We start from the raw sequence: 20,546 nt of genomic DNA, 5'->3' as shown, positions 1-20,546 counted from the left end.
CTGATCGGGTCCTTGGCTAAACTGCCGGATCATCAGTCAAAAAGCCGCTCATCATGCTTCGTTTACTGTTCTGGATTGCCCTGATCTTCGCCGCCATCTGGCTCTGGCGAAAATTCAAGGCCCCCGCCTCCTCCACCCAATCGCCGCGCGAGCAGGACGCCCCGCCGATGGTGCGTTGCGCCCATTGTGGCGTGCACTTGCCCCGCGACCGTGCCCTGGGCAACCAGCAACAATGGTATTGCAGCCAGGCTCACCTAGAGCAAGGCCCGGGTACCCGTGATCGCTGAGGCCGCCCACGCCGACAGCAAACAGGCGCAGCGCCTGCTGCGCCTTTATCATCTCTACCGCTTGAGCATCGGCATCACCCTGGTGCTGCTGATCTCCAGCAACATGGACAACCGCCTGCTGACGTCGGCCAATGATGAATTGCTGCGCGGCGGCAGCTGGTTGTACCTGATCCTCAATATTCTGCTGGTGGTGTTCCTGGAGAACACCCGACGGCCAGCGCAACTGTTCAGTCTGGCCCTCGTCGATGTCCTGCTTTTATGCGGTCTGTTCTTTGCCGCGGGCGGCGTCGGCAGTGCGCTGGGCAATTTGCTGATTGTTTCAGTGGCGATCAGCAACACCTTGCTCCGGCGACGCATCGGCCTGTTGATCGCCGCCATCGGCGCGCTGGGCATCGTCGGTTCGAGTTTCCTGCTGGGCTTCAATCACCCGCTGAGCGCCAATGAATACTTGCAGGCCGGCACCCTCGGTGCGCTGTGCTTCGCCGCATCCTTGCTGGTGCAGGGGCTGATCCGCCGCCTCGAAGTCAGCGAAACCCTGGCCGAGCAACGCGCCAGCGAAGTGGTCAGCCTCGAAGCCCTCAACGCGCTGATCCTGCAACGCATGCGCACCGGCATTCTGGTGCTCGACGAGGCGCGTCGGGTGCAACTGGCCAACCACAGCGCGCAAACCCTGCTCGCGCAATCGCACCTTCAGGGGCATTTGATCGATGACTACTCCACGGCGCTGGTCGATCGCCTGCAACTGTGGATGAACAACCCGACCTTGCGTCCGCAGAGCCTGAAAATTCCCGGCAATGGCCTGGAACTGCAACCCAGCTTCATCGCCCTTGAACAGAGTCCGAATCAGCAAACCCTGGTGTTTCTCGAAGACCTCGCACAAATCACCCAGCAGGCCCAGCAACTGAAACTTGCCGCGCTCGGCCGCCTGACCGCCGGCATCTCCCACGAGATTCGCAACCCGCTGGGCGCCATCAGTCACGCCGCGCAGCTATTGGCCGAGTCCGAGGAACTCGACAGCGCGGATCGGCGTCTGACGCAGATTATTCAAGACCACTCCCAGCGCATGAACCGAGTCATCGAAAACGTCCTGCAACTGTCACGCCGCCAGCAAAGCGCTCCACAGCGCCTCGATCTCAAGCCATGGCTGGAAAACTTCGTGGCGCAAAACCGTGAACAGGCCAGCGAGCGCCAACAAATTCATCTGCGGATCAATTCGGGAGATTTCACCACGCTGATGGACCCCAACCAGCTCACGCAAATTCTCGACAATCTGCTACGCAACGGCTGGCGCCACAGCGCTCTGCTGCACGATCAGGCCGAAGTCTGGCTAGCGCTGTTCAGCGATCCCGACAGCCAGTTGGCGGTCCTCGAAGTGCAGGACAACGGCCCCGGCGTACCTGCCGATGAACAAACGCATCTGTTCGAACCATTCTTCACCACCAGCAGCCAGGGCACCGGCCTTGGGCTTTATCTGTCCCGTGAGCTGTGCGAAAGCAACCAAGCGCGCCTAGACTTCCAGTCACGCCATGACGGCGGCTGCTTTCGCATCACCTTTGCTCACGGACGGAAACAAAGTTGAACACGAGCCCACGGCAAAAAATCCTCATCGTCGACGACGAGCCGGATATCCGCGAACTCCTGGAAATCACTCTGGGGCGGATGAAACTCGACACCTACAGCGCTCGTAATCTGGCTGAAGCCCGGACACTGCTGAATCGCGAACATTTCGACCTGTGCCTGACCGACATGCGCCTGCCCGATGGCACAGGACTGGACCTGGTCCAACACATTCAGCAACGTTATCCACAACTGCCGGTGGCGATGATCACCGCCTATGGCAGCCTGGAGACGGCGATCAACGCTTTGAAAGCAGGGGCTTTCGACTTTCTCACCAAACCGGTGGACCTCACTCGCTTGCGCGAACTGGTCGGCACCGCCCTGCGCATGCCAGCAGCGGGAGGCAGTTGCACCGCCATTGATCGACGCTTGCTCGGCGATTCACCGCCCATGCGCAATCTGCGCAAGCAAATCGACAAACTCGCGCGCAGCCAGGCGCCGGTGTACATCAGTGGCGAGTCCGGCAGTGGCAAGGAACTGGTCGCGCGTCTGATCCATGAGCAAGGGCCACGCTCCGGCCAGCCATTCGTACCGGTGAACTGCGGGGCCATTCCTTCGGAGCTGATGGAAAGCGAGTTTTTCGGCCATCGCAAAGGCAGTTTCACCGGTGCGGTCGAAGACAAGCCGGGGCTGTTTCAAGCGGCCCATGGCGGCACACTGTTTCTCGACGAAGTGGCGGACTTGCCGCTGCCGATGCAAGTCAAGTTGCTGCGGGCGATCCAGGAAAAAGCCGTGCGCAGTGTCGGCGGCCAGCAGGAGAGCGTGGTTGATGTACGAATTCTTTGCGCCACCCACAAGGATCTCGATGCGGAGGTCGCGGCCGAACGCTTCCGTCAGGATCTGTATTACCGCTTGAACGTGATAGAACTGCGCGTGCCGCCCCTGCGTGAGCGGCGCGATGACATCGAAGTGCTCGCGGCCAGCATGCTCAAGCGCCTGGCCAAGGACACCGGCCAGCCGGCAGCGCGCTTACATCCTCAGGCTATTGAGGCGCTGAAGAACTATCGGTTTCCGGGGAATGTGCGGGAACTGGAGAACGTGCTCGAACGGGCGCACACCTTGTGCGAAAACCGCACGATCGAGGCTGGGGATTTGCGCCTGAGTGAAGGCAACTGCGCGGCGGATGGCGGCATCGCCGATCTGACCCAGATCGACAATCTGGAAGACTATCTGGAGAACGTCGAGAGGAAGCTGATTCTCCAAGCGCTGGAAGAAACGCGCTGGAATCGTACGGCAGCGGCGCAGCGCTTGAGTCTTTCGTTCAGGTCGATGCGCTACAGGCTGAAAAAGTTAGGCCTGGATTGAGGGCCCCTTCGCGGGCAGGCTCGCGAAAGCGGCCTGCCAGGCACCAGAAATCTATCTGACTAAATGCGGCCTTCAGGCGCATACGGCGCCGGATCGATAATCGGTGACCGCTCCAGCATCACATCGGCAAACAACTGGCACGACGCCGGCGCCAGCACCAGACCATTACGGTAATGCCCGCAGTTCAACCACAACCCTGCGCACCCCGGCACCCGGCCAATGTAGGGAATCCCCGCCGGCGAACCCGGACGCAACCCGGCCCAGTGCCCGACCACCTCGGCCTGCGCCAGCGCCGGCAGCAACTCGACCGCTGAAGCCTTGAGACTGTCCAGCGCCACATCGGTCGGCGTCTTGTCGTAACCCTCGTGCTCCAGCGTGCTGCCGATCAGGATATGGCCGTCGCGACGCGGGATCGCATAACGGCCCTTGGCCAGGACCATGCTCGGCAAAAAGTCCGCCGCACATTTGTACAGAATCATCTGGCCCTTGACCGGTTCAACCGGCAATGTCAGGTCCAGCGTCTTGAGCAGATCACCGCTCCAGGCCCCTGCCGTCAGCACGACCTGATCGCCCTTGATCACTCCCTTCGATGTCTCGACGCCGATAACCTGCTCACCCTCGCGGACAAAGCCGCTGACTTCACACTGTTCGTGAATGGTCACGTTCGGCAGTGCCTGAAGTGCCGCTTTCAGTGATTTCACCAGGCGCGGGTTGCGCACGTTGGCGACATCGGCCATGTAAATCGCCCGGGAGAAACCACCGCCAAGCACCGGCACCGCGTCATGCGCCGCCGAGATATCCACAGCCCGCAGCGGACGGTTCTCCCGCTCGGCCCAGGCCAGCGCCTCGGCCTCATCGTCCAGATCCAGCCAGTACAGGCCGGTGGTGTGCACTTCCGGATCGACCCCGGTGTCGGCAAACAGACGCGCGCCGAGCTGTGGATAAAAATCCTGCGACCAATGCGCCAGCGCGGTGACTGCCGGGCTATAGCGCCACGGATACAGCGGCGAAACGATACCGCCGCCCGCCCAGGACGATTCCTGGCCAAGATTCGAACGATCGAGCAGCACCACGCTGCGCACCTCGGAGGCGAGATTGTAGGCAGTCAGCAGGCCAATTACCCCGCCACCGACAATCACCACTTGCTGTTGCCTGGTCATGTTTGATCCAACCGTAAAAAAGACAGTGGGCGAAAAAGGCACCCGAAAGAAAGCGCTTCAGCGGCCCCAGCAATCCTTGGTGGTCAGCCCGGTAGTCGCGTTGTTCATGCTTCTGACGCCGGTATTGGTCAGGGTGAAATCCCCGCACTTGTCAGTGGCCATGGCCGTGCCCGTCTTACGGGTGGCGGTCAGGAGAAAGGTCTGGTCAGCGATGGTCGGGGTGATGGTGTAGAAATCATTGCCTGTGCTGAGCCCGGTAACGTTGGTGTAGGTATTGTTCCTGGTGTAGAAGCGTTCGAGGGTCTGCGCCTGTTCCGAGAGCAGCGACACCACCTCGGCGCGACGGCCTTTCTTCAGGTATTCCGTATAGCTCGGTGCGGCGATGGTGATGACGATCCCGATGATCGCAATCACGATCATGATTTCGATCAGGGTAAAACCTCGGCTGGATCTGCGCATGCCTCAACTCTCGCTTACTGTATTTGTCGCCACATGATACGACGGCTGCCGCCGCCGGATTTTTCCACCAGCGTGGTAATGCCGCCGCTGGAGTCATTCACAATCTTGCGCGTGGCGCCGTTGACGATGGCATTCAGGGTCGGAATGCCGCCGGTGAACACCACGCCACTGGAAATCGTGTCGTTGCTGTCGACCACGCCATCGGCGTTGGTGTCGAGCACCGCGTAGTTGAGCATCTTACCGCTGAACCCATCGAGCTCGACCAGTTTGCCGGTACCAAAACTGGAACACGGGTCGGTGGTGTCGACGCTGGCGGTGGTGAAGATGATCCGCCCGAGCACCAGACTGGCCTGATTGATCACCCGTTCGCCGGTCAGCGCGTTGTTATACACCAAGGGCAGGTACCAGCCCTTCTCTCCCGGATAGATCGTGTCGTTTTGCGTCGTCGTCACGAACTGCCCGGTACTGCCGGAGAACACGCCCGTGATGGCCTGCGCCTGCAAACTGCTGACCGTGAGCTGTCCCGAGCCGCCGTCGGCGTCCCATACCGAATAGAACGCTTGCAGATCCTTGTTGGTCTTGTCGGCCGTTTCGTTGAATTTACCGGTGCCGAAGAAAATCTGTTTGCCGCCGAGCGAATTGTCCGCCAGCAACGGTTGCGCAGTGATCGGCTGGGTCGCTCCGCCGGCGGTGGTGAACAGCGGCTTGCCGGAAAACGCTACGCCCCAACTGTCCGTCGAGGTCGCGCTCAAGTCGAACTTCCACAAACGCCCTTTCAAGTCACCGCCATAAGCGGCCTGCACGACGTTCTGTGAGTTGACCTTGAGTTTTACCGAAGACAAACCGTTAGTGGTTTCCGTATTGTCGATGACGATTTTCCTGATCAGCGAACCGTCGCGCACATCCAGCACATACAACGCAGCCACCCCTGAGTTGCTGCCGTAACCGTTGGCGATAAATGCAGCCCAGCGCCCATCGGCCAAGCGTGCCACTTCCGGACGGGCGTAGGCATAACCCAGATCATTGAAAGCGTTGGCCGTGCTGGCAGTGGCCGGTGCGCTGACCTCCCACAAGGCGCGCATCACGTTCCCCGCCGAGGCGTCGAACAACTGCAGCGCGTAGAAAGTTTTGCCGCCGGCACCGGTGCCACCGATGGCCAGGGTTTTCCACGCGCCGCTGATTTGCGCGTCGTACACGCCGACCTGACCGTCGACGAGAAACTTGTGGCTGACACCGTTGACGTAGTTCGGATCGGCAATGAACCGCAGTGACGGCAATACGCTGGACGGCATATAAGCGTAGCGTCGAGTGCCATTGGCCGAGTTGATGACGTTGACGAAGCCGTCGTTGGCATTCACCACCAGACTGGCGCTCATGGTGTTCGCCTTGGTGGTCAGGTAGGTGCTGTAGGTAGTGTCGCCCGAGAGGTCGGATGCAGTTTTCTCCGTGGGCGACGCTAGCACCAGAGGCGAATTGATAATGTCGCCGAGCAATACGCTGCGCACTTTCAGGCCGGCCTTGTTGGTGCCTTTGCTCCACTCCACCAGATCGTTGCCAGTGATGCCGGTGGGCAGGCCCTGGCTGAGCGTGGTCTGTTGAGGCAGGGAAAAATTGCCGAAGGCCAGGCTGACCGCTGCGTTGCTCGCTGTGTTCCACGACTGGAAGGTCGGTGCGGTAGCACTGGGGACAATGGTGGTATCGGTGTTCCACAGGGTGGCAGAGGTATTCACCGCACCAGCCGCCGTGAAGCCGAATGACTTGATCGTCCCACGCCAATCCTTCGGGTCGTAACTGGTCTGGAAATAACTGGTGCCACTGGCCAGCGTCGTGCCGCTGGTGACGCCGCTGCCACCAGAGCCGGCCTTGGAGGTAATGTCACTCAGTGCCGAAGATAAAGCCGCATTGAGTCCCGAGCTGTCGGTCGCCTGGTAATACCTGCCCTGCCCATAGCTGGCGGCGTCGGACAACATGTCGTTATCCGCCGCGAACCCTACTGTGTAGGTGTTCATGTTCTGTTTGGGAAAATCCACCGCATTCCAGCTCTTGCCCGCTGCATCGGTGCCGGCCGAACGCATGTCGATATCGAAGGCAAACTTGGCGATGTCATCCAGATACAGCGTGTCCCCTTCACCATCACCGTTGAGGTTGCTGCCATCATTGTTGACACCGTCCCAGTTCGGCAAACGGCTGCCACCCAACGGGTCGTTGGTGGGGAAGGTGCGGTCGTAGGTCGGCAAGCCATCGGTAATCACCACGCCGTAGTTTTTCTGACAGCGGTACTGAATCGGGCTGGTATAGGTCGCTGGCGTGCCGTTGTAATAAGGCGCCAGGCCGCGCATGTAGCGGGTGACTTCGTAGTAGGTTTCGGCCAATGGTGTATTGGCCACGGCGTTCAAGCCGTTGATCGATGAAATCAGCGCGTTGTAGTTGGTGTCGGCCTGGGCCTGAGTCACGCTGCCCGTGACGGGCGACAAATCGGTAATCGACCGGGCTATGAATCCGCCATTGCCCGAATTGCTACTGGTGGCCGGGTTGAACGTCGACAAGCCCATGCGCAAGGTGCGGTTACTGCTGACCAATGCTGTGGAAACGTTACGCGCAACATTCATTCGGTAATCGTTGGGAATCGCGCCGGTGGTGAAATCACGAGTGCCGTTGCTGATAGCCTGGCTGACAATCCAGGAAATGTAATCGGCGGAATACCGGGTGTTCTCATTGCCTACGGGGTCGGGAAGCTTCAGACACAACGGTGCCACGCTGTTGTTGTAGAACGCATAGGCGCCGCCCGAACACCCGGAAGTCGGCAGGCTCGATAGAAACACCGTGTCGCCGGTGATCTGCGGAGCATTGAGCGCAGAGCACAATCCGAGGAAGGCATTGCACTGCCGGGCCGGAGTGCGGTTGATGTTCGGATCAAATCCGGCGGCGTAAATGATACTGTTCATACTCCCCGAGTCGTCAATCAGCAGCATCACATTCGGCGCCACCGCAGCTGCGCTCAGCAGCGGTGAATCGGACGGCGTGAACGCCCACGCCGGCGTCGCCAGATAAAGGCTCAGCAGCATGCCGAGCAGCAGCGACGCGGAGCGTTCAATACTTCGCATAGACACTCTCCACCACACTGCGCGAACTACCGGCGATGCCGACAGCGGTGACGCGATATAGCGTCGCCGAGGTATTGCTCGGCACATTTACCGCCGTCAGGGTCGTGCCGATGTTCTGAACACCGTAAAAGCCATTACCGGTGGCGATCCAGGTCACCCCGGAGGTCGAATTGAAACCGGCTGAATTGACCACTGACGACTCCGCCGGCGGCGCACATTGGGTCGTGCCGCTGCACACCGCCAGCGCATAACTGTCCAGTTGCACAGCGCTCTCGCCGACACGCAAAGCCGCCTCGGCAGTCTGGAACGACTGATTGCGCAGACTGACGCTGCCGGCCATTTTCTCCTGCAGGTTGGCGCTTTGCATCGACGACAAACCGATCAGGGTCAGCAACAGAAGAAACACCAGGCTGACCAGCAGGACCATACCGCGCTGTGCCTGACGTTGTTGCAAGGAAATCCTCATCACCGCCTCCCTCACTGCAAGCGATTGCGCAATGCCGCAACCACGTTGAAGGTTTGATTGCGCACCCGATTGCTCGGATCGGTGAGGGTCAGGCTCAGGCGCACACTGCGGATGCGCGCCGGGTCGCCGGGGTTGGCGCTGTAAGTCGAGGCCGCCACATCCGTTGCGGAGCTGGCGAGACCAAAAGTGACGTTGAACGCACTGACGTTGTTCACCAGCACCTGCTGCGTCGGCGTACCGCTGCCGGTGCCCATGAGAATCTGATTGTTGCTGAAGCTGTAGATCAGCCGCCGGATCGGGAAGGCGATCTGCCCGCTCGCCGGTGATCGCAAGCCGGTATAAGCCATCGCACTGTTGCGGCAATCGGAAATCACCGTCCAGGTCGGTGTGCCCCCACCGCTGCCGATATCGGCAGTGACCAGCGTCAGTTTCAGATTGGCGTTGTCCCAACTGATCGGCGTGACCTGCGCAGCGTTGAAGTCGCCCGCAGAGCTTGAGTCGAGAATAGTGCCCAGGCAACCGAACATTCCGACCATGCGGATTTCCTGAATCATTTTGCTCAACACGAACCGCGCGTCTTCCTGCATCGCGGCGGCGCTGTTCTGGCTGACATAGGTGTTTTTCGCCGCGATGAAAATCTGCACCACGCCCAACACCACGATCAGCCCCAATGCCAGGGCGATGAGCATTTCGATCAGGCCGAAACCACGCTGATGGCGCCTCATGGTGTAGCCACCGGATCGACGGCGGCGCGACTGCTCAGGACGAAACTGCGCTGAGCACTGGCAGTATTGGCTGCCCGCGCATCGCTCCAGTTGATCGTGATGGTGTACACGCGCTGATTGAGGGTGATGGTGCCGGTCGCCGTCGGCCCGCCGAAATTGATGATATTGGTGGAGAAATCGTAGAGATCCTGATCTCGCGCAACACTGAGATTGCCCGAAGTCGGCGGCGTGACGGTGTAGTCAGCACCGGAGTTGGCGCGAATGCGGTCCATCATGTCGTAGGCGATGAAACTGGCCTGGCTGGTCATCCGCGAGCTGTCGGTGTACTTCAGCGCATTCAGTTGCACCGCCGCCGCGCCCAACAGGCCGACCGTCAGAATCAGCAACGCGATCAGCACTTCAATCAGCGTCATACCCTGCTGTGCGTGTTGACTCCCTGCCCTCATCCGCAAGTTCCACCCAATTGAATTCGTCCGTTCAAACACACGTTCAGCGTCCTGCCCTGCGTGCCCAGCGTGTAACTGATGACCACCGCCGTCGACGGTGCCGCCAGACCGCCAAGGTTGTTGAAATCGAGTGCGGTCACTCCTGAGGGTAGCGTCAGAGTCGCGCCGCTGCTCATCGCCGGAACAACCCGCAACACATTGGCCGACGTGCCAGTACCGTCGTAGACCGACAACTCACCGGTCCACACGCTGCCGCCGGCGGTCGGACGCAGGCGCAGAGTGGTGCCACGGTCGATGGCTTCGAGCCTGGCGAAATTGATCGCCCGTTGCAGGTCGCCCATCTCGGTATCAGCCTTGCTGCTCTGTACCGAACGGGTGAACGCCGGCACCGCCAGGGTGAGCAGGATCACGAAGATCGCGATCGCGACCAACAACTCGATCAGCGTGAAACCTTTTGTACGAAGATCCATCAATGCCCTCCGTTGCCGTCGGCTATACCTGCTTCTACACGCTAGAACATTCAACCGGCCCGCGTCGGTTGATTTGACCTGCCCGGCGCACGGAGCGCGCCGCGCATCACACTCCATGGAGGGAGTTTTCATGTCGCAACAGGGTTTCAGCCTGATCGAACTGCTTATGGGACTGGCGATTGGCGCAATTGTTCTGCTGCTGGTCAGCCCGGCGTTCGCCACTCTCAGAGAATCGAACCATCGGGATCAGGCGGCGCAATCCCTGCTCGATGGCCTTCGCAACGCGCGTACGCTGGCTATCACGCGCAATCAGAGCGTGGTGATTCATGGCATCAACGGTGACTGGAGTCAGGGCTGGCGGATCATTCTGGATATCAGCGGCAAAGGACCGAAAGACAGCAGCAATCCGCTGCTGCAAGAGCGTGCGAATGACACGCGGGTGCCGATTGTCGGCAATGGGTCAGTGAGTCGTTACGTACGCTTCAGCAGTCTGGGGCAACCGCTGATGCCCGGGCGGGCATTTCAGGCAGGGACCTTACATGTCTGCTCGGCCCGCAAGCCGCTCAGCCAGCGCCAGATTGTACTGGCGGCGACCGGTCGCGTGCGCCTGAACAGCGAAGAGGCTGAACAGGCGCTGTGTCAAACAACGCAAGGTGTCAGATCGAACGCACGCGCAACTCTTTAGGCATCGAGAACGTGATGTTCTCTTCGCGACCGGCCAGTTCATCGGCACCGGTGGCACCCCAGGCCTGCAGTTGCTGAATCACGCCGCGCACCAGCACTTCCGGCGCGGAAGCACCGGCGGTGATGCCGATACGCTCAACACCATCGAACCAGCTCTTTTGCAAATCTTCGGCGCCGTCGATCAGATAGGCCGGCGTGGCCATACGTTCGGCCAGCTCACGCAGACGATTGGAGTTGGAGCTGTTCGGACTACCGACCACCAGCACCACGTCGCACTCGTCAGCCAGTTGCTTGACCGCGTCCTGGCGGTTTTGCGTGGCGTAGCAGATGTCGTCCTTGCGCGGACCGCCGATGGCCGGGAAGCGCGTGCGCAGCGCATCGATAACTCGACTGGTGTCGTCCATCGACAGCGTGGTCTGGGTGACGAACGCCAGTTTGTCCGGGTTATGCACCTGCAACTCGGCGACGTCTTTCTCGTCCTCGACGAGGTAGATCGCGCCGCCATTGCTGCCATCGTACTGGCCCATGGTGCCTTCGACTTCCGGGTGACCGGCGTGGCCGATCAGGATGCACTCACGGCCATCGCGGCTGTATTTCGCCACTTCGATGTGCACCTTGGTCACCAGCGGACAGGTAGCGTCGAATACTTTCAAGCCACGGCCAGCGGCTTCGGTACGTACGGCCTGGGAGACGCCGTGGGCACTGAAGATCACGATGACGTCATCCGGCACCTGATCCAGCTCTTCGACGAAGATCGCCCCGCGGCTGCGCAGGTCTTCGACGACGAACTTGTTGTGCACCACTTCGTGACGCACATAGATCGGCGGCCCGAATACTTCCAGGGCGCGGTTGACGATTTCGATCGCCCGGTCCACGCCGGCGCAGAAGCCACGGGGGTTGGCGAGTTTGATTTGCATGCTGTGCCTCGTGTCTTGCGCGCGAAAACAGTTAAAAACATTGTGGGAGCGAGCTTGCTCGCGAAGAGGCCATCACCTGCAACATTACTGTTGGCTGGCACACCGCATTCGCGAGCAAGCTCGCTCCCACATTTGACTTCATAGAGTCAGTTAGATCGCTTTAACGTTGATGATCTCGACGTCAAAGGTCAGCGTCTTGCCTGCCAGCGGGTGGTTGAAATCGATGGTCACTTGCGTGTCGTCGAACTCCTTCACCACACCCGGCAGCTCAGTATTGGCCGCATCGTTGAAGATCACCAGCAAACCCGGCGACAACTCCATATCAACGAACTGCGAACGCGGGATGATCTGCACGTTCTGCGGGTTCGGCTGGCCGAAGGCGTTTTCTGGCTCGACGGTCAGCGTGCGTTTATCGCCGGCCTTGAAGCCGAACAGCGCCGCTTCGAAACCCGGCAGCAGGTTGCCGTCGCCGACCTTGAAGGTCGCCGGGGCTTTGTCGAACGTACTGTCGACGGTGTCGCCGTTCTCCAGGCGCAATGCAAAGTGCAAAGTGACTTCCGTGTTCTGGCCGATGCGTTGTTCAGCCAATACCTGTTCAGTCATGAACGGCTTCTCCGGTCTTTTTACTTTTGAACATATCCAGTGCCAGCATCACCGCACCCACGGTGATGGCGCTGTCGGCGAAGTTGAACGCCGGGAAGTACCAGCGGTTCTGCCAGTGCACCAGAATGAAGTCGATCACATGGCCCAAGGCAATGCGGTCATACAGATTGCCCAGCGCACCGCCCAGCACCAGCGCCAGCGCGACTGCCAGCCAGGTATCGTTGCGGCCCAGACGCTTGAGCCAGACCACCAGCACCGCACTGACCACAATCGCGATCAGGGCGAATAGCCAACGCTGCCAGCCGGAGCTGTCAGCCAAAAAGCTGAAGGCAGCGCCGGTGTTGTAGGCCAGGGTCCAGCTGAAGTAATCGGGAATGATCACGATCTGCTGGAACATTTCGAGCTTGCCTTCGAAGTAGAACTTGCTGGCCTGGTCAATGACCAGAACCAGCAAGCTCAACCACAGCCAGCTCAACCGTCCAAAACGGCCAACGGCATCAGGCATAGTGACGAACCTCGCCAGCGCCGCTGATGTTGTCGACGCAACGACCGCAGATTTCCGGATGCTCCGGGTTCACACCAACGTCTTCGCGGCAGTGCCAGCAACGGGCGCATTTCGGGAACGCCGATTTGACGATCTTCAGTTTCAGACCGCTGACTTCGGTGGTTACCGCGTCAGCAGGTGCCTGCACAAAAGGCGCCACGCTGGCCGTCGAGGTGATCAGGACAAAGCGCAACTCATTGCTCAGCTTGACCAGGTCGGCGCTCAGGGCATCTTCGGCGTACAGCGTCACCTCGGCTTGCAGGTTGCCACCGACGGCTTTGGCCGCGCGCTGGATTTCCATCTCTTTGTTGACCGCAACCTTAACTTCCATGATGCGATCCCAGTACTCACGACCCAGCTCGAAGCCTTCCGGCAGTTCGGTCAGACCTTCGTACCAGGTATTGAGCATGACCGATTCGTTACGCTCGCCCGGCAGGTACTCCCACAGTTCGTCGGCAGTGAAGGCGAGGATCGGTGCGATCCAGCGCACCAGCGCTTCGGAGATGTGGAACAGCGCGGTTTGCGCCGAACGGCGGGCCTTGCTGTTGGCGCCAGTGGTGTACTGACGGTCCTTGATGATGTCGAGGTAGAAACCGCCCAGCTCCTGCACGCAGAAGTTGTGGATCTTCGAGTAGACGTTCCAGAAACGGTATTCGCCGTAGTGCTCTTGCAGCTCGCGCTGCAGCAGCAAGGTGCGGTCGACCGCCCAACGATCCAGCGCGAGCATGTCTTCGGCCGGCAGGATGTCGGTGGCCGGGTTGAAACCGCTCAGGTTCGAAAGCAGGAAGCGTGCGGTGTTGCGGATACGACGATAGGCGTCCGCACTGCGTTGCAGGATCTGGTCGGATACCGCCATTTCGCCCGAGTAGTCAGTCGAAGCGACCCACAGACGCATGATGTCGGCGCCCAGGGTGTCGTTGACCTTCTGCGGCGCGATGACGTTACCCAAAGACTTGGACATCTTGCGGCCCGCTTCGTCAACGGTGAAACCGTGAGTCAGCAGTTCGCGGTACGGCGCGTGGTTGTCGATGGCGCAACCGGTCAGCAGCGACGAGTGGAACCAGCCACGGTGCTGGTCGGAACCTTCCAGGTACAGATCGGCACGCGGGCCGCTCTCGTGACCCATCGGGTGCGAACCGCGCAGGACGTGCCAGTGCGTGGTGCCCGAATCGAACCAGACATCGAGGGTGTCGCTGATCTTGTCGTACAGCGGCGCTTCGTCACCGAGCAGTTCGGCGGCGTCCATCTTGAACCAGGCTTCGATGCCTTCGACTTCAACGCGCTTGGCAACTTCTTCCATCAGCTCGACGGTGCGTGGGTGCAGCTCGCCGCTTTCCTTGTTGAGGAAGAACGGGATCGGCACGCCCCAGTTGCGCTGACGCGAGATGCACCAGTCCGGACGGTTGGCAATCATCGAGTGCAGGCGCGCCTGGCCCCAGGCCGGGAGGAACCTGGTGTCTTCGATGGCTTTGAGCGAGCGCACACGCAGGGTGTCGCCGCTGGTTGGCTCTTTGTCCATGCCGATGAACCACTGCGCAGTCGCGCGGTAGATCAGCGGGGTCTTGTGGCGCCAGCAGTGCATGTAGCTGTGTTCGATGACGGTGGTGTGCATCAGCGCACCGACCTCAGTCAGCTTGTCGACGATGGCCGGGTTGGCCTTCCAGATGAACTGGCCGCCGAAGAATTCCAGCGACGGCACGTACACACCGTTGCTCTGCACCGGGTTAAGAATGTCGTCGTTGACCATGCCGTATTTCTTGCAGGTCACGAAGTCGTCCACGCCGTAAGCCGGAGCGGAGTGAACCACACCGGTGCCAGCGCCCAGTTCGACGTAGTCAGCCAGGTACACCGGCGACAGACGGTCGTAGAACGGGTGACGGAAGTTGATCAGTTCCAGTTGTTTACCGGTGGTGGTCGCGATGACCGAGCCTTCGACGCCATAGCGCGCCAGGCAGGCCTCGACCAGTTCTTCCGCCAGCACCAGCAGCTTGTCACCGATATCAACCAGCGCGTAGTTGAACTCCGGGTGAACGTTCAGCGCCTGGTTGGCCGGGATGGTCCACGGGGTGGTGGTCCAGATCACGATCGACGCCGGTTTGCTCAACGACGGCAGACCGAACGCGGCAGCCAGTCGGGCTTCGTCAGCGATCGGGAAAGCCACGTCGATGGTCGAAGACTTCTTGTTCTCGTACTCGACTTCAGCTTCGGCCAAGGCCGAACCGCAGTCGAAGCACCAGTTCACCGGCTTCAAGCCCTTGAACACGAAACCGCCCTTGACGATTTCGGCGAGAGCGCGGATTTCACCGGCCTCGTTCTTGAAGTTCATGGTCTTGTACGGGTTGGCCCAGTCGCCCAGCACGCCGAGACGGATGAATTCGGACTTCTGCCCTTCGATCTGCTCGGTGGCGTAGGCACGGCACAGTTCGCGGGTCTTGTCCGCGCCCAGGTTCTTGCCGTGGGTCACTTCAACCTTGTGCTCGATCGGCAGGCCGTGGCAGTCCCAACCCGGAACGTACGGCGCGTCGAAACCCGAAAGGGTTTTCGAGCGGATGATCATGTCCTTGAGAATCTTGTTCAGTGCGTGACCGATGTGGATCGTGCCGTTGGCATACGGAGGGCCGTCGTGCAGAACGAACTTCGGACGATCCTTGCCAATCTCGCGCAACTTTCCGTACAGGCCAATACTGTCCCAGCGCTGCAGGATCTGCGGTTCGCGCTGTGGCAGGCCGGCCTTCATTGGGAAGGCGGTGTCCGGAAGGTTTAGCGTGGCTTTATAGTCGGTCATTTAAGGCTCTTCATTAGCGATGGGCGCTAGGTGCGGCTAGTGCACGGGCGGTGGCGACATCCGCATTGATCGCCGTTTTCAATGCCTCCAGGGAGGCGAAACGCTGCTCTTCGCGCAGCTTCTGGTGGAAAACCACCGTCAAACGCCGGTCATACAGATCGCCGGCAAAATCTAGAAGATGGACTTCAAGGTGGGCCTTGCCATCACCTTGTACCGTGGGCCGCACACCAATATTGGCGACACCGGGCCAGGTCTTGCCGTCGATATCGACATCCACCAGGTACACCCCGGTGAACGGCACGCGACGACGCTTGAGTTGAATGTTGGCAGTGGGCGTACCCAGTTGCCGGGCCAGTTTCTGGCCATGCAGCACGCGACCGGCAATGCGGTACGGGCGACCGAGCAAACGTTCAGCCAAGGCAAAATCGGCGGCAGCCAAGGCGTTACGCACCTGGGTGCTGCTGACGCGAATGCCGTCCAGCTCGACGGTTTGCGCGGCTTCGACGGTAAAACCGTGAACTTGCCCGGCTTGCATCAGGAAATCGAAATCGCCGAGGCGATCGCAACCGAAGCGGAAATCGTCGCCGACCTCCAGATGCTGCACACCGAGGCCATCGACGAGGATGGTGTCGACGAACTCACTGGCGCTGAGCTTGCTCAAGCGCTGGTTGAAAGCCAGGCACAACACCCGGTCAACACCCTCGGCGGCCAGCAGCTGCAGCTTGTCGCGCAATCGGGCCAGACGCGCCGGCGCGGTGTCGGGGGCAAAGAATTCCCGTGGCTGCGGCTCGAAAATCACCACGCAGGCGGGTACGCCCAACTCGAGCGCGCGCTCACGCAGTCGGGCCAGGATAGCCTGGTGACCACGATGAACACCGTCAAAGTTGCCAATAGTGGCGACGCAGCCCCGATGCTGGGGGCGCAAGTTGTGAAGGCCTCGAACCAGCTGCATAACGCGCTTCTTGCTCATAAAGTGGTCGATTATAACCACACCCGACGGTCGACGACAGGCAACACCGTAACGCAAAGTGAACGAGCCGACAAAACTGCCGGCCCGAGCCTGTTTATAAAGGGTAAAACCTTAGCTCAAGGCCTTGCGATTGAAGTCGCGCAGACGGAAACCCAGCAGCAGCAACATACCGAAATACGCCACCACCCCGGCAATCACCAGGGCGCCCAGGCGCATAAAGCGTTCGAGCATGTGCCCTTCATCCCAAGCGGGCATGAAATGCATACCGGCCAGCAGCACCGCCGACATCACGGTCACTGCGACGACCAGTTTGAAAGCGAATTTCCCCCAGCCTGGCTGCGGCTGATACATCTTCTGCTTGCGCAGTTGATAGAACAGCAACCCGGCGTTCAGACAGGCACCGGCACTGATTGCCAGCGCCAGACCGGCATGGGCCAGCGGACCGATCAATGCCAGGTTGAACAGTTGAGTGCACACCAGCGTGAAGATCGCGATTTTCACCGGCGTACGAATGTTCTGTTGCGCATAGAAGCCCGGCGCCAGCACTTTGATTACGATAATCCCGAGCAGACCGACAGAATAGGCAATCAATGCGCGCTGGGTCATTTCGGCGTCGAAGCCACTGAATTGACCGTACTGGAACAGCGAAACGGTCAGCGGCTCGGCGAGAATCCCTAGCGCCAGCGCACACGGGAGCACCAGCACGAAGCACAGGCGCAGGCCCCAATCGAGGATTCGCGAATATTCGTGGCGGTCTTTGCTCGCATAGGTTTTCGCCAGCGTTGGCAGCAGGATTGTGCCCAAGGCCACACCCAGCACACCGGATGGCAGCTCCATCAAGCGGTCGGCGTAATACATCCACGACACCGAGCCCGCAACCAGAAACGAGGCGAAGATGGTGTTGATGATCAGCGAAATCTGGCTGACCGAGACGCCGAGAATCGCCGGCAGCATCTGCTTCATCACGCGCCAGACGCCGGTGTCGCGCAGATTCAGACGCGGCAGCACCAGCATGCCGATTTTTTTCAGGTGCGGCAGTTGATAGAGCAACTGCGCCAGACCACCCACCAATACCGCCCAGCCCAGCGCCATCACTGGCGGGTCGAAGTACGGCGTGAGGAACAGCGAAAACACGATCATGCTGACGTTAAGCAACGTCGGCACAAAGGCCGGCACCGAGAAACGGTTCCAGGTATTGAGGATGGCCCCGGCCAGCGATGAAAGGGAGATCAGCAATATATAAGGGAAGGTTACCCGCAGCAGGTCGGACGTCAGCTGGAATTTTTCCGGCGTATCGGTAAACCCCGGAGCCGTGGCCCAGATCACCCAGGGCGCGGCGATCATGCCCAGCGCCGTCACCACCGCCAATACCAGCGTCAGCAGGCCCGAGACGTAAGCAATAAAGGTACGGGTCGCCTCCTCGCCCTGCTGGCTTTTGTATTCAGCCAGAATCGGCACAAAGGCCTGAGAGAACGCCCCCTCGGCGAAGATACGCCGCAGCAGATTGGGCAGTTTGAAGGCAATGAAGAAGGCGTCCGTCGCCATTCCGGCGCCGAATGTACGAGCAATCAGCGTGTCACGAACAAAGCCCAGAATCCGGGAGAGCATCGTGATAGAGCTGACGGCGGCCAACGATTTGAGCAGATTCATTGAGGGAATTTGTGCCTGTCGATAAACAGCAGGCGAACAAAGCGCCTACTTGTGCGATACTCCGCGCCGCAGCAGCACAGAGCCAAAGCTCGCGAGTTTACAGGTCAAGCGCCGGAAATAAATATCCCGCCTCTTTATACCTACCACTTAGCGGAACGTTTCAAGTGCCCTTGACAAGACTTCTCTTCATCGGCATGATTCGCGGCCTATTTTGTTTGCTATTTCCTAAAAAGTCTTTCGAGGAGCTCGACGGTGGCCAACTCACCTTCCGCCAAAAAACGTGCAAAACAGGCTGAGAAGCGTCGCAGCCACAACGCCAGCCTGCGTTCCATGGTTCGCACCTACATCAAGAATGTAGTTAAAGCCATCGACGCAAAAGACGCTGAAAAAGCTCAAGCTGCATACGTTCTGGCTGTGCCAGTTATCGACCGTATGGCCGATAAAGGCATCATCCACAAGAACAAGGCTGCTCGCCATAAGAGCCGCCTGAATGGCCACGTCAAAGCGCTGAAAGAAGCTGCTTAATCGACGTAGTCATTAAAAAACCGACCTTAGGGTCGGTTTTTTATTGCCTGTGATTTAGTAAATCCAGCACAAAAAATGTGGGAGCGGACTTGCTCGCGAAGGGGACGTATCAGTTGATAGCGATATCAACTGAAAGACCGCTTTCGCGAGCAAGCCCGCTCCCACAGTTAGTTTTGCGGTGTTATTGCTGGACCGGCACCCACGGCAGAATCGGGATCGCGGTCACGGCATTCTGCGGACTGCCCTCGATCAAACGATCGCTGTAAACCAGATACACCAGCGTATTGCGCTTCTTGTCGAGGAAACGCACCACTTGCATGGTCTTGAATACCAGCGAAGTGCGCTCCTTGAACACCTCATCGCCGTCCTTCAGATCACCCTTGAACTTGATCGGGCCGACCTGGCGACAAGCGATCGACGCTTCCGCGCGATCCTCAGCCAGACCCAAACCACCCTTCACACCGCCCGTCTTGGCGCGCGACAGGTAGCAGGTCACCCCTTCAACTTTCGGATCATCGAAAGCTTCGACCACAATGCGGTCGTTCGGCCCGACGAATTTGAACACCGTCGACACCTGACCGATTTCCTCAGCCGAGGCCAGCAATGGCATCGCCATCAGCAAGCCCAACAATCCTTTCGCTAAATGCATCGAGTTTTCCTTAAACCAGAATCAGGTTGTCACGGTGAACCAACTCAGGCTCCGCCATGTAACCGAGCAAACCGACAATCGCATCAGACGACTGACCGATGATTTTTTGTGCTTCCAGCGCACTGTAGTTGGCCAGGCCTCGGGCAATCTCGCGACCATCGGGCGCCACGCAAACCACCATTTCGCCGCGACGGAAACTGCCCTGCACCAATTTCACACCGACGGGCAGCAGGCTTTTGTTGCCTTTGGACAACGCCGACACCGCACCCTCATCCAGCACCAGCGTGCCGCGAGTCTGTAGATGCCCGGCCAGCCACTGCTTGCGCGCTGCAAGCATGCCGCGCTCAGGCGACAGCAGCGTACCAATGCGCTCGCCCGCCTTCAGGCGATCGAGCACACGCTCAAGCCGCCCACCGACAATGATGGTGTGCGCACCGGAGCGCGCCGCCAGTCGCGCCGCACGCAGCTTGGTTTGCATGCCGCCACGCCCCAGCGCACCGCCCGTGCCGCCTGCCACCGCATCGAGCCCCGGATCATCCGCGCGCGCTTCGTAAATCAGCTGCGCCTGGGGATTGTTACGCGGATCGGCGTCGAACATGCCATCGCGATCGGTCAGGATCACCAGCAAATCCGCCTCGACCAGGTTGGCCACCAGCGCCGCCAGCGTATCGTTGTCGCCGAAACGGATCTCGTCGGTGACCACGGTGTCGTTTTCGTTTATCACCGGGATGACTTTCAGCTCGACCAAGGCTCGCAGGGTGCTACGAGCGTTCAGGTAGCGCTTGCGGTCTGACAGGTCGTCGTGGGTCAGGAGAATCTGCGCCGTGTGCCGGCCATGTTCAGCGAAGCTCGATTCCCACGCCTGCACCAGACCCATCTGGCCAATAGCTGCGGCCGCCTGGAGCTCGTGCATCGCACTGGGTCGTGCGGTCCAGCCCAAACGACTCATGCCGGCCGCCACCGCCCCGGAGGACACCAGCACCAACTCGACGCCAGCCTCATGCAAGGCCACCATCTGCTCGACCCAGACACTCATTGCCGCGCGATCCAGCCCTTTGCCATCGGCTGTCAGCAAAGCGCTGCCGATCTTCACGACCCAACGCTGCGCACCTGTCACCTTGCTCCGCATCATCTTCAACCTTAGCTTGAGGGCAGCGCGACCCAGCGCCGCCCATGACGT

The 20,546-nt window shown here is 59.9% G+C and carries 20 protein-coding genes; 5 read left to right on the top strand and 15 right to left on the bottom strand.

Annotated elements, in window-relative coordinates; translation table 11 throughout:
- Window positions 1–53 precede the first annotated feature (53 nt).
- From ACM6IV_RS25395 to ACM6IV_RS25385, 3 genes are read left to right on the top strand one after another with little or no spacing between them, the layout of a single operon-like run.
- Window positions 54–287, top strand: a complete 234-nt coding sequence (locus ACM6IV_RS25395) for a PP0621 family protein (RefSeq protein ID WP_414872128.1) — start codon at window positions 54–56, stop codon at window positions 285–287.
- Window positions 277–1,866 (top strand): sensor histidine kinase, encoded by a 1,590-nt coding sequence (locus ACM6IV_RS25390; RefSeq protein WP_414872127.1) that lies wholly within the window; start codon window positions 277–279, stop codon window positions 1,864–1,866. The genes ACM6IV_RS25395 and ACM6IV_RS25390 overlap by 11 nt, the downstream gene beginning before the upstream one ends.
- Complete coding sequence (locus ACM6IV_RS25385; protein WP_414872126.1) at window positions 1,863–3,209, top strand: sigma-54-dependent transcriptional regulator; 1,347 nt, start codon at window positions 1,863–1,865, stop codon at window positions 3,207–3,209. Before ACM6IV_RS25390 ends, ACM6IV_RS25385 begins: the two co-directional genes overlap by 4 nt.
- A 59-nt stretch (window positions 3,210–3,268) precedes the next feature.
- Here the strand turns inward: ACM6IV_RS25385 and thiO are convergent, their stop codons facing one another.
- Genes thiO through ACM6IV_RS25350 form a run of 7 tightly spaced genes read right to left on the bottom strand, consistent with a single transcriptional unit; the run spans window position 3,269 to window position 10,039 of the window.
- Entirely contained in the window at window positions 3,269–4,369 is a 1,101-nt protein-coding gene (gene thiO, locus ACM6IV_RS25380) for a glycine oxidase ThiO (protein ID WP_414872125.1), read from the bottom strand.
- Between the two features lie 57 nt (window positions 4,370–4,426).
- Complete coding sequence (locus tag ACM6IV_RS25375) at window positions 4,427–4,828, bottom strand: type IV pilin protein (RefSeq protein ID WP_414872124.1); 402 nt, start codon at window positions 4,826–4,828, stop codon at window positions 4,427–4,429.
- A 14-nt stretch (window positions 4,829–4,842) separates the two neighbouring features.
- The gene (locus tag ACM6IV_RS25370) at window positions 4,843–7,932 is read right to left on the bottom strand and encodes a pilus assembly protein (RefSeq protein ID WP_414872123.1); all 3,090 of its coding nucleotides are present in this window, start codon (window positions 7,930–7,932) and stop codon (window positions 4,843–4,845) included.
- Window positions 7,919–8,398, bottom strand: coding sequence for a PilX N-terminal domain-containing pilus assembly protein (locus ACM6IV_RS25365; RefSeq protein WP_414872122.1), 480 nt, complete (start codon window positions 8,396–8,398; stop codon window positions 7,919–7,921). The genes ACM6IV_RS25370 and ACM6IV_RS25365 overlap by 14 nt, the downstream gene beginning before the upstream one ends.
- 11 nt (window positions 8,399–8,409) lie before the next feature.
- Entirely contained in the window at window positions 8,410–9,123 is a 714-nt protein-coding gene (locus ACM6IV_RS25360; RefSeq protein WP_414872121.1) for a PilW family protein, read from the bottom strand.
- Complete coding sequence (gene pilV / locus ACM6IV_RS25355; protein WP_414872120.1) at window positions 9,120–9,569, bottom strand: type IV pilus modification protein PilV; 450 nt, start codon at window positions 9,567–9,569, stop codon at window positions 9,120–9,122. The genes ACM6IV_RS25360 and pilV overlap by 4 nt, the downstream gene beginning before the upstream one ends.
- Entirely contained in the window at window positions 9,566–10,039 is a 474-nt protein-coding gene (locus ACM6IV_RS25350; protein WP_414872119.1) for a GspH/FimT family pseudopilin, read from the bottom strand. The genes pilV and ACM6IV_RS25350 overlap by 4 nt, the downstream gene beginning before the upstream one ends.
- Window positions 10,040–10,169: 130 nt before the next feature.
- On the opposite strand from ACM6IV_RS25350, the gene ACM6IV_RS25345 reads away from it, so the two are divergent.
- Entirely contained in the window at window positions 10,170–10,724 is a 555-nt protein-coding gene (locus ACM6IV_RS25345; protein ID WP_414872118.1) for a GspH/FimT family pseudopilin, read from the top strand.
- Here ACM6IV_RS25345 and ispH read toward each other — a convergent pair.
- The 6 genes from ispH to murJ all read right to left on the bottom strand — a co-directional run bounded on the left by ispH (window position 10,696) and on the right by murJ (window position 18,192).
- Window positions 10,696–11,640 (bottom strand): 4-hydroxy-3-methylbut-2-enyl diphosphate reductase, encoded by a 945-nt coding sequence (gene ispH / locus ACM6IV_RS25340; RefSeq protein WP_007909838.1) that lies wholly within the window; start codon window positions 11,638–11,640, stop codon window positions 10,696–10,698. The two genes, ACM6IV_RS25345 and ispH, sit on opposite strands and share 29 nt — an antisense overlap.
- Window positions 11,641–11,790: 150 nt before the next feature.
- Window positions 11,791–12,228, bottom strand: a complete 438-nt coding sequence (gene fkpB, locus ACM6IV_RS25335; protein WP_172828167.1) for an FKBP-type peptidyl-prolyl cis-trans isomerase — start codon at window positions 12,226–12,228, stop codon at window positions 11,791–11,793.
- A gap of 7 nt (window positions 12,229–12,235) precedes the next feature.
- Window positions 12,236–12,748 (bottom strand): signal peptidase II, encoded by a 513-nt coding sequence (gene lspA, locus ACM6IV_RS25330; RefSeq protein WP_414872117.1) that lies wholly within the window; start codon window positions 12,746–12,748, stop codon window positions 12,236–12,238.
- Window positions 12,741–15,572 carry an isoleucine--tRNA ligase gene (gene ileS, locus ACM6IV_RS25325; protein ID WP_414872116.1) on the bottom strand — a complete coding sequence of 944 codons (2,832 nt, stop codon included), beginning with the start codon at window positions 15,570–15,572 and terminating at the stop codon, window positions 12,741–12,743. Before ileS ends, lspA begins: the two co-directional genes overlap by 8 nt.
- 13 nt (window positions 15,573–15,585) lie before the next feature.
- Window positions 15,586–16,524 carry a bifunctional riboflavin kinase/FAD synthetase gene (ribF, locus tag ACM6IV_RS25320; RefSeq protein WP_414872115.1) on the bottom strand — a complete coding sequence of 313 codons (939 nt, stop codon included), beginning with the start codon at window positions 16,522–16,524 and terminating at the stop codon, window positions 15,586–15,588.
- 129 nt (window positions 16,525–16,653) lie between these two features.
- Window positions 16,654–18,192, bottom strand: coding sequence for a murein biosynthesis integral membrane protein MurJ (gene murJ, locus ACM6IV_RS25315; RefSeq protein WP_414872114.1), 1,539 nt, complete (start codon window positions 18,190–18,192; stop codon window positions 16,654–16,656).
- Window positions 18,193–18,444: 252 nt separating this feature from the next.
- On the opposite strand from murJ, the gene rpsT reads away from it, so the two are divergent.
- Window positions 18,445–18,717 (top strand): 30S ribosomal protein S20, encoded by a 273-nt coding sequence (gene rpsT, locus ACM6IV_RS25310; protein ID WP_003228351.1) that lies wholly within the window; start codon window positions 18,445–18,447, stop codon window positions 18,715–18,717.
- A gap of 181 nt (window positions 18,718–18,898) precedes the next feature.
- On the opposite strand, the gene ACM6IV_RS25305 is transcribed toward rpsT, so the two are convergent.
- The gene (locus tag ACM6IV_RS25305) at window positions 18,899–19,366 is read right to left on the bottom strand and encodes a CreA family protein (RefSeq protein WP_414872113.1); all 468 of its coding nucleotides are present in this window, start codon (window positions 19,364–19,366) and stop codon (window positions 18,899–18,901) included.
- A gap of 10 nt (window positions 19,367–19,376) precedes the next feature.
- Window positions 19,377–20,495 carry a glutamate 5-kinase gene (gene proB / locus ACM6IV_RS25300; RefSeq protein ID WP_414872112.1) on the bottom strand — a complete coding sequence of 373 codons (1,119 nt, stop codon included), beginning with the start codon at window positions 20,493–20,495 and terminating at the stop codon, window positions 19,377–19,379.
- Between the last annotated feature and the right edge of the window lie 51 nt (window positions 20,496–20,546).

Origin of the sequence: Pseudomonas sp. IT-347P, from assembly GCF_949768005.1 — a bacterium.
Classification (GTDB): Bacteria; Pseudomonadota; Gammaproteobacteria; order Pseudomonadales; family Pseudomonadaceae; genus Aquipseudomonas.
Note: the sequence above shows the minus strand (reverse complement) of the source record. Positions and strands in the feature narration are given on the sequence as shown.

What these genes read in the sequence shown, in the direction of transcription:
- ACM6IV_RS25395 (WP_414872128.1), top strand. Translation starts at nt 54, where the DNA reads ATGCTTCGTTTACTGTTCTGGATTGCCCTGATCTTCGCCGCCATCTGG.
- thiO (WP_414872125.1), bottom strand. Translation starts at nt 4,369, where the DNA reads ATGACCAGGCAACAGCAAGTGGTGATTGTCGGTGGCGGGGTAATTGGC.
- ACM6IV_RS25375 (WP_414872124.1), bottom strand. Translation starts at nt 4,828, where the DNA reads ATGCGCAGATCCAGCCGAGGTTTTACCCTGATCGAAATCATGATCGTG.
- ACM6IV_RS25370 (WP_414872123.1), bottom strand. Translation starts at nt 7,932, where the DNA reads ATGCGAAGTATTGAACGCTCCGCGTCGCTGCTGCTCGGCATGCTGCTG.
- ACM6IV_RS25365 (WP_414872122.1), bottom strand. Translation starts at nt 8,398, where the DNA reads ATGAGGATTTCCTTGCAACAACGTCAGGCACAGCGCGGTATGGTCCTG.
- ACM6IV_RS25360 (WP_414872121.1), bottom strand. Translation starts at nt 9,123, where the DNA reads ATGAGGCGCCATCAGCGTGGTTTCGGCCTGATCGAAATGCTCATCGCC.
- pilV (WP_414872120.1), bottom strand. Translation starts at nt 9,569, where the DNA reads ATGAGGGCAGGGAGTCAACACGCACAGCAGGGTATGACGCTGATTGAA.
- ACM6IV_RS25350 (WP_414872119.1), bottom strand. Translation starts at nt 10,039, where the DNA reads ATGGATCTTCGTACAAAAGGTTTCACGCTGATCGAGTTGTTGGTCGCG.
- ACM6IV_RS25345 (WP_414872118.1), top strand. Translation starts at nt 10,170, where the DNA reads ATGTCGCAACAGGGTTTCAGCCTGATCGAACTGCTTATGGGACTGGCG.
- ispH (WP_007909838.1), bottom strand. Translation starts at nt 11,640, where the DNA reads ATGCAAATCAAACTCGCCAACCCCCGTGGCTTCTGCGCCGGCGTGGAC.
- lspA (WP_414872117.1), bottom strand. Translation starts at nt 12,748, where the DNA reads ATGCCTGATGCCGTTGGCCGTTTTGGACGGTTGAGCTGGCTGTGGTTG.
- ileS (WP_414872116.1), bottom strand. Translation starts at nt 15,572, where the DNA reads ATGACCGACTATAAAGCCACGCTAAACCTTCCGGACACCGCCTTCCCA.
- ribF (WP_414872115.1), bottom strand. Translation starts at nt 16,524, where the DNA reads ATGCAGCTGGTTCGAGGCCTTCACAACTTGCGCCCCCAGCATCGGGGC.
- murJ (WP_414872114.1), bottom strand. Translation starts at nt 18,192, where the DNA reads ATGAATCTGCTCAAATCGTTGGCCGCCGTCAGCTCTATCACGATGCTC.
- ACM6IV_RS25305 (WP_414872113.1), bottom strand. Translation starts at nt 19,366, where the DNA reads ATGCATTTAGCGAAAGGATTGTTGGGCTTGCTGATGGCGATGCCATTG.
- proB (WP_414872112.1), bottom strand. Translation starts at nt 20,495, where the DNA reads ATGCGGAGCAAGGTGACAGGTGCGCAGCGTTGGGTCGTGAAGATCGGC.